The following is a 4,857-nucleotide window of genomic DNA, read 5'->3' as shown; positions in this document are numbered from 1 at the left end:
CTGTTCAAGACAGACTTTGGTTAAAGACCATGCTTTTCTGGTTAAACCAGCGTATTACCTCAAGTCGCTTTATGGGGTAAGGGGATTTTGTGTCTGCGACATTTCTGTTGTGCAAGAAATATGTACAATAAAATGAATTTTGTCGCTTTGCAAGCAAAATCCCACTAAACCCTATAGGTTGCGGATTTGAGGAATACTATGTTTTTTATATCTTATTAATGATAGATAATATCCTTATTGATAATAGACAATATCTATTCTACATTTTGATATCTATGTATATCTCATTCCATTTGCTTACGCTCGGCTGAAGACCACCATCGGTACCTGGGGCTGGCTTCGGCAATGGAAGCTGCTCCAACTCTATCTTGATGTGAGTATCGTCTTTCTGATTCTTATCATGCACCTGGTCGGTGACATCCTTCTCGTAATACCAGTTGGTGCCGTCGGTGAGCTGCGCATAGACCATCAGGATGTGCTTGTTGGGCTGTACCGGACAGTGACCGAAGAGGGTGAGACTGCCTTTTACCATCTTATTGGCTGCATCGGCTTCGGCTACGAACGGCATGGTTACCTTCTCATCCGAGAGCTGGTCGAGACCGGCGAGCCATCCACCAGTCATTCCCGATACACTGGCACTCATCGCCTTCACTCCGCTGATGTTCTCCACATTCTTGATTTCCACCGTACACTGCTTGACTCTCGGTTCCGGCTTCATCTTGATGACGGTCTTCTCTCCGGCTGGCTTCACTACGATGCGGTCGGCATGACTGCTCCAGAGCATTTCCGGCTGCTGCATCATTCTTTCCTTCTCGGTGCCTCGTCCCATCGGTGCGGCTCCTGCCATGGTGGCGAGGTGTCCCTGCAGGGCTCGGGTTTCGGCTGATGTTACCTGGAAGGTTTCGAAGTGATCCTTGCCGAGGATGCGGTGGGTTTCCTTGTCGCTGTTTACGCAGATTGCCCTGTAGGTGCCTGCTGCCACAGAGATGTTTCCGCCGTTCTTGTCGGTGAACTCGTATCTGATGGGATCGCCTCCCTCCTCGGGATAGAGATAGAGGCTCATGGTGGCTGGATTGGCATCGGGATCGGTGCTCCAGTCGAACATCACTTCCACGTTCTGCCGGTGGGGATGGTCGTAGCAGAGGTCCTTGTGCTCGCAGGATGAGAGCAGTTCTGCCATCATCAGCAAGAAGGCTGCGCAGACGATTACGCGGAAGAATAGGATCATTGATTGTCTTAACTCTGTCATACTAGTCATTTCTTACCTCCTTTCTTGCTATTGGTGTTTCCGTTGCCGAGGAGCCATACCAGCGATACTTCGCCGCGGGTAGGTCCTATCCAGGTGCGGTTGCGGGTTGCCTCATATACGTAGCATCCGTCTTTCGGCTCATAGGTCTTGTAGTGGGACTTGATGTATCCCACGCCCAGTCCGAAGTCGAGGTTCAGGCGTCTTCCTATCGGCAGTGAGTATCCGTACTCCATTCCTGCTCCGTAGGTTTTCTTGCTCTGGTGACCGATGCCGCCGTTTTCGATATCATAGGTGAGGAACTGTCCGTAGAGGGAGATGTGATGTCCCTGCATCGGTTTTTCCTTGGCTTTCCTGCCGAAATATTTTCTGATTTCCATTTCTCCACCGTAGATTCTCCAGTATTTGTGGCTGGCATCCTTGCTCCACCAGGCGAGCATTCCGCTGGCTCCGAGGGTCCATCCCCTGCCTATGCTGGTCTCGATGCCGAGGTTCGGCACGAGGAGGGCATCATAGAGCAGGTTGGTCTTCAGGGCATAGTAGGAGTCTCTGCCGGATGCATGGGCTGCATTTTCGGTTTCGGCAGCATTCCCGCCAGGATATACCTGTAGCTGGGAAGCTGCATCCCGGGCATCCTTCTGCAGGAGCGAATCCTGTTCGCAGCCTTGCTGATTCTGAATCAATGTGAGGGTATCTGTCGGACTGACAGATGGCACAATGTGTCGGATTTCGCAAACCACGAGTGCTCCGGAGCGGAGGCTGTCGAAGTGGTTGGCGAGCATGTATTTCCATGCCTTTCCGCCATCGAGGTTCTGGAGCTGTCGTTTTCTTCCATCTACAACCTTTCCGTTTCTTACGATCCATTCAGGGGTGTTCCGAATGATGTAGAGGGCTTTGCGGCTCCACGGCGCATTTTCTTTCTGTATCTTCAGGGCGAGTCCTTCCCAGTCTTCTCCTGCGGAGGAAACCGTGAAGACGCTGTCTGGCAGATTCAGCATTTCCTTGAGATAGTCGCGCAGGCGCTCTCCTCTCCTTTTCGCCAGTCGCTTGTTGAGCTTGGTGTTACCTTCCGGCGAAGCTGCCGAAAGGATCTTGACATGCTGCAGCACCGTGTTGGGGTTGTCCCCGATGCTTCTGATCCCCTGCTTGAGGGTTTCAAGCTTGGCGGCATTATCCATATAGGAGAGTTCTAATAATGAATAGCCTGAGCGATAATAGAGCGTAGTCCGCAAGCTATCGCTAACCGTTCCGGCGTATGCGTTTGCCACCAGGGTAGTGGGCAGAAGCATTACCATTACTATTTTTTTCATCATATATCATCATCGTTATGAGTTTATAATTCTAATCGTTCTTGTTTGAGTCTTACCTGTCTTCTTATCAAAAGATAGACTTGGGGTCTGATACAGTTGTACGTTAACTGTATCAGATGACTGAAATAAATCCTAAAAATGTCTTTTTAGTGTTGTTTGCTTTAGCTAAAATGGCACAAATATACCCTTTTTGACCACAAAACAAGAAATATTGACTATAATTTATTAATAAACATTAAAAGAGAGTTTGAAATTATTGCGAATTGAACAAATTATACTACCTTTGCAGCGCTAAAGTTAACGTACAACTGTTGCACAAAATCACGCTTTTTCTATCCCTTTTCTTCCTTTTGTTTGGTTATTCTAGAAAAAAGCGATACCTTTGTAACTTAAATAACTAAAAAAGCATTTTTTAAACAACAAACGATATGATGAAGTTTTCATTCTTTAGCCGAATCAAGAAATTCGCAGTAAACGCACGTAAGAAATCAAAAGGTATTACATTAGGAGAGTTTACCCGAAGCTATGCGGATGAAAGACGCAAGGAAGGAGAGAAAATATATGAGGGAAGATGCGGCAGCGTACTGGGCATGCTGAAGCACCTGGAGACCTTCGGCGGAAGCGACATTCCGCTGAAAAAGGTGGATGTGGAAACCGTCAAGCAGTTTATCGACTATCTCCGATCAGCCCACGACCTGCATAAAAACATGAAAGCACCCGGAAAACTATCCGACAGCACCATTCATCTGAAGGTGAATATCCTGAAATCGGTATTGAGGGAAGCCGTGAGACAGGGATTGCTGGAGCAGAACCCATTCGACCTGCTGCCCCATTCCTATCGCGTCAAAGCACAGTATAAGGAAAGAACAGCCCTGACCCAGGAGGAACTCATCAAACTGAGCGAAACACCCTGTAATACTCCCGAGCTGAAGGAGGCATTCCTGCTAAGCTGCATCACGGGACTGAGGAAAAGCGATATCCTGAGTCTATCCATCCATGACATCGAAAAACGCGATGACACCTATTATATATATAAGAAGATGAAGAAGACGCAGCGCTGGCTCCGGCTTCCGCTACCGGAAGAGGCGCACCATATTCTCTCGAAGCTTCATGCCAAGAATGATGATACCCCCTATTTCTTCGCCCATCTCTCGCCCCATCATCTGGGCGAGCATCTGGAAGTATGGCTGGAAGACTGCTGCATCTCCGACAAGCATATCACCTTCCATTCGGGCCGCCACACCTGCGCCACCCTATTATTGACGCAGGGCACGAATCTCTATACCATCATGAGGTATCTGGGACACCAGAACATCAACACCACGCAGCAATATGCGCATATCACCGACCAGATGCTATCCAGCGCCACCCATCTGCTGAACTATCAGCTCAGGGGTTTAGCAGCCTGCTAGGCTTCTGAAAGGTTTTTTCTAACCAATTCTGAATCATCTTTTTTCCATCAGGTGTCAGCACACTTTCTGGGTGAAACTGAATGCCTCGAATATCGTAATTCTTATGCTTGAGACCCATAATCTGACCATCATCACTTACAGCCGTAATATCCAGGCAATCAGGAAAACCACTTTTATCTACTACCCAGGAATGATATCTGCCAATCTCGATACGCTTAGGCAATCCTTCAAAAATAGGATCGTTACCAAACTGAGTACAAGGTGTAGCTACTCCATGATAAACCTCAGAGAGATTGGTTAGTTTAGCACCAAAAGCCTCACCGATAGCCTGATGACCCAGACAAACTCCCAGCATCGGTTTTCTGCCAGCATATTTCCTGATCACATCCATCAGAAGTCCAGCCTCCGAAGGAATACCTGGTCCTGGGCTCAATATGATCTTGTCGAAACGGTCAAGCTCCGGCAGCTGAAACTGATCGTTACGGAACACCGTCACTTCAGCATCCAACTCCTTTACCAAATGGGCAAGATTATAAGTAAAGGAGTCATAGTTATCTATGATTACTATTTTCATCTTCATTATTTCAATACTGCGTTAAATTAACATTTAATCGTCTGTAAATCAATAACTTATATTAAGAAATGCTTATGAAAACTTAACTATAAAAAGTTGGTCAAGTCGCTGATTTTCAGTAACTTTGCAAATCACGACAAACGCAAAATTATATGAATACAGGACTTGACCAATATATGGATATCTTTAAAGATGCAGTTGAAGATTCGGCTGCAAAGTTAACAAAAAGTTTCGAGAAAATACTCATCGAGGTGATAATTTTGTTCATGGTAATACCAAGAAAGATAAATTTCACCCAAATGGGGAGGTATGGCT

4 protein-coding genes are annotated in these 4,857 nt (G+C 46.9%); 1 reads left to right on the top strand and 3 read right to left on the bottom strand.

The window, feature by feature from the left end; genetic code table 11:
* Positions 1-259 precede the first annotated feature (259 nt).
* Positions 260-1,249 (bottom strand): DUF5119 domain-containing protein, encoded by a 990-nt coding sequence (locus DW830_RS15095; protein ID WP_233544579.1) that lies wholly within the window; start codon positions 1,247-1,249, stop codon positions 260-262.
* Between the two features lie 5 nt (positions 1,250-1,254).
* Entirely contained in the window at positions 1,255-2,559 is a 1,305-nt protein-coding gene (locus DW830_RS15090; RefSeq protein ID WP_119250459.1) for a DUF3575 domain-containing protein, read from the bottom strand.
* A gap of 425 nt (positions 2,560-2,984) precedes the next feature.
* Between DW830_RS15090 and DW830_RS15085 the strand changes: the two genes are divergently transcribed.
* Positions 2,985-3,968 carry a tyrosine-type recombinase/integrase gene (locus DW830_RS15085; protein ID WP_119250458.1) on the top strand — a complete coding sequence of 328 codons (984 nt, stop codon included), beginning with the start codon at positions 2,985-2,987 and terminating at the stop codon, positions 3,966-3,968.
* Here DW830_RS15085 and DW830_RS15080 read toward each other — a convergent pair.
* Positions 3,946-4,542, bottom strand: a complete 597-nt coding sequence (locus tag DW830_RS15080) for an anthranilate synthase component II (protein ID WP_119250460.1) — start codon at positions 4,540-4,542, stop codon at positions 3,946-3,948. The genes DW830_RS15085 and DW830_RS15080 overlap by 23 nt on opposite strands.
* Positions 4,543-4,857: the final 315 nt, after the last annotated feature.

The organism is Prevotella sp. AM34-19LB, from assembly GCF_003468525.1.
Classification (GTDB): domain Bacteria; phylum Bacteroidota; class Bacteroidia; order Bacteroidales; family Bacteroidaceae; genus Prevotella.
Note: the sequence above shows the minus strand (reverse complement) of the source record. Positions and strands in the feature narration are given on the sequence as shown.

Coding starts and splice junctions, on each gene's coding strand:
- DW830_RS15095 (WP_233544579.1), bottom strand. CDS start 1,249: ATGACAGAGTTAAGACAATCAATGATCCTATTCTTCCGCGTAATCGTC.
- DW830_RS15090 (WP_119250459.1), bottom strand. CDS start 2,559: ATGATGAAAAAAATAGTAATGGTAATGCTTCTGCCCACTACCCTGGTG.
- DW830_RS15085 (WP_119250458.1), top strand. CDS start 2,985: ATGATGAAGTTTTCATTCTTTAGCCGAATCAAGAAATTCGCAGTAAAC.
- DW830_RS15080 (WP_119250460.1), bottom strand. CDS start 4,542: ATGAAAATAGTAATCATAGATAACTATGACTCCTTTACTTATAATCTT.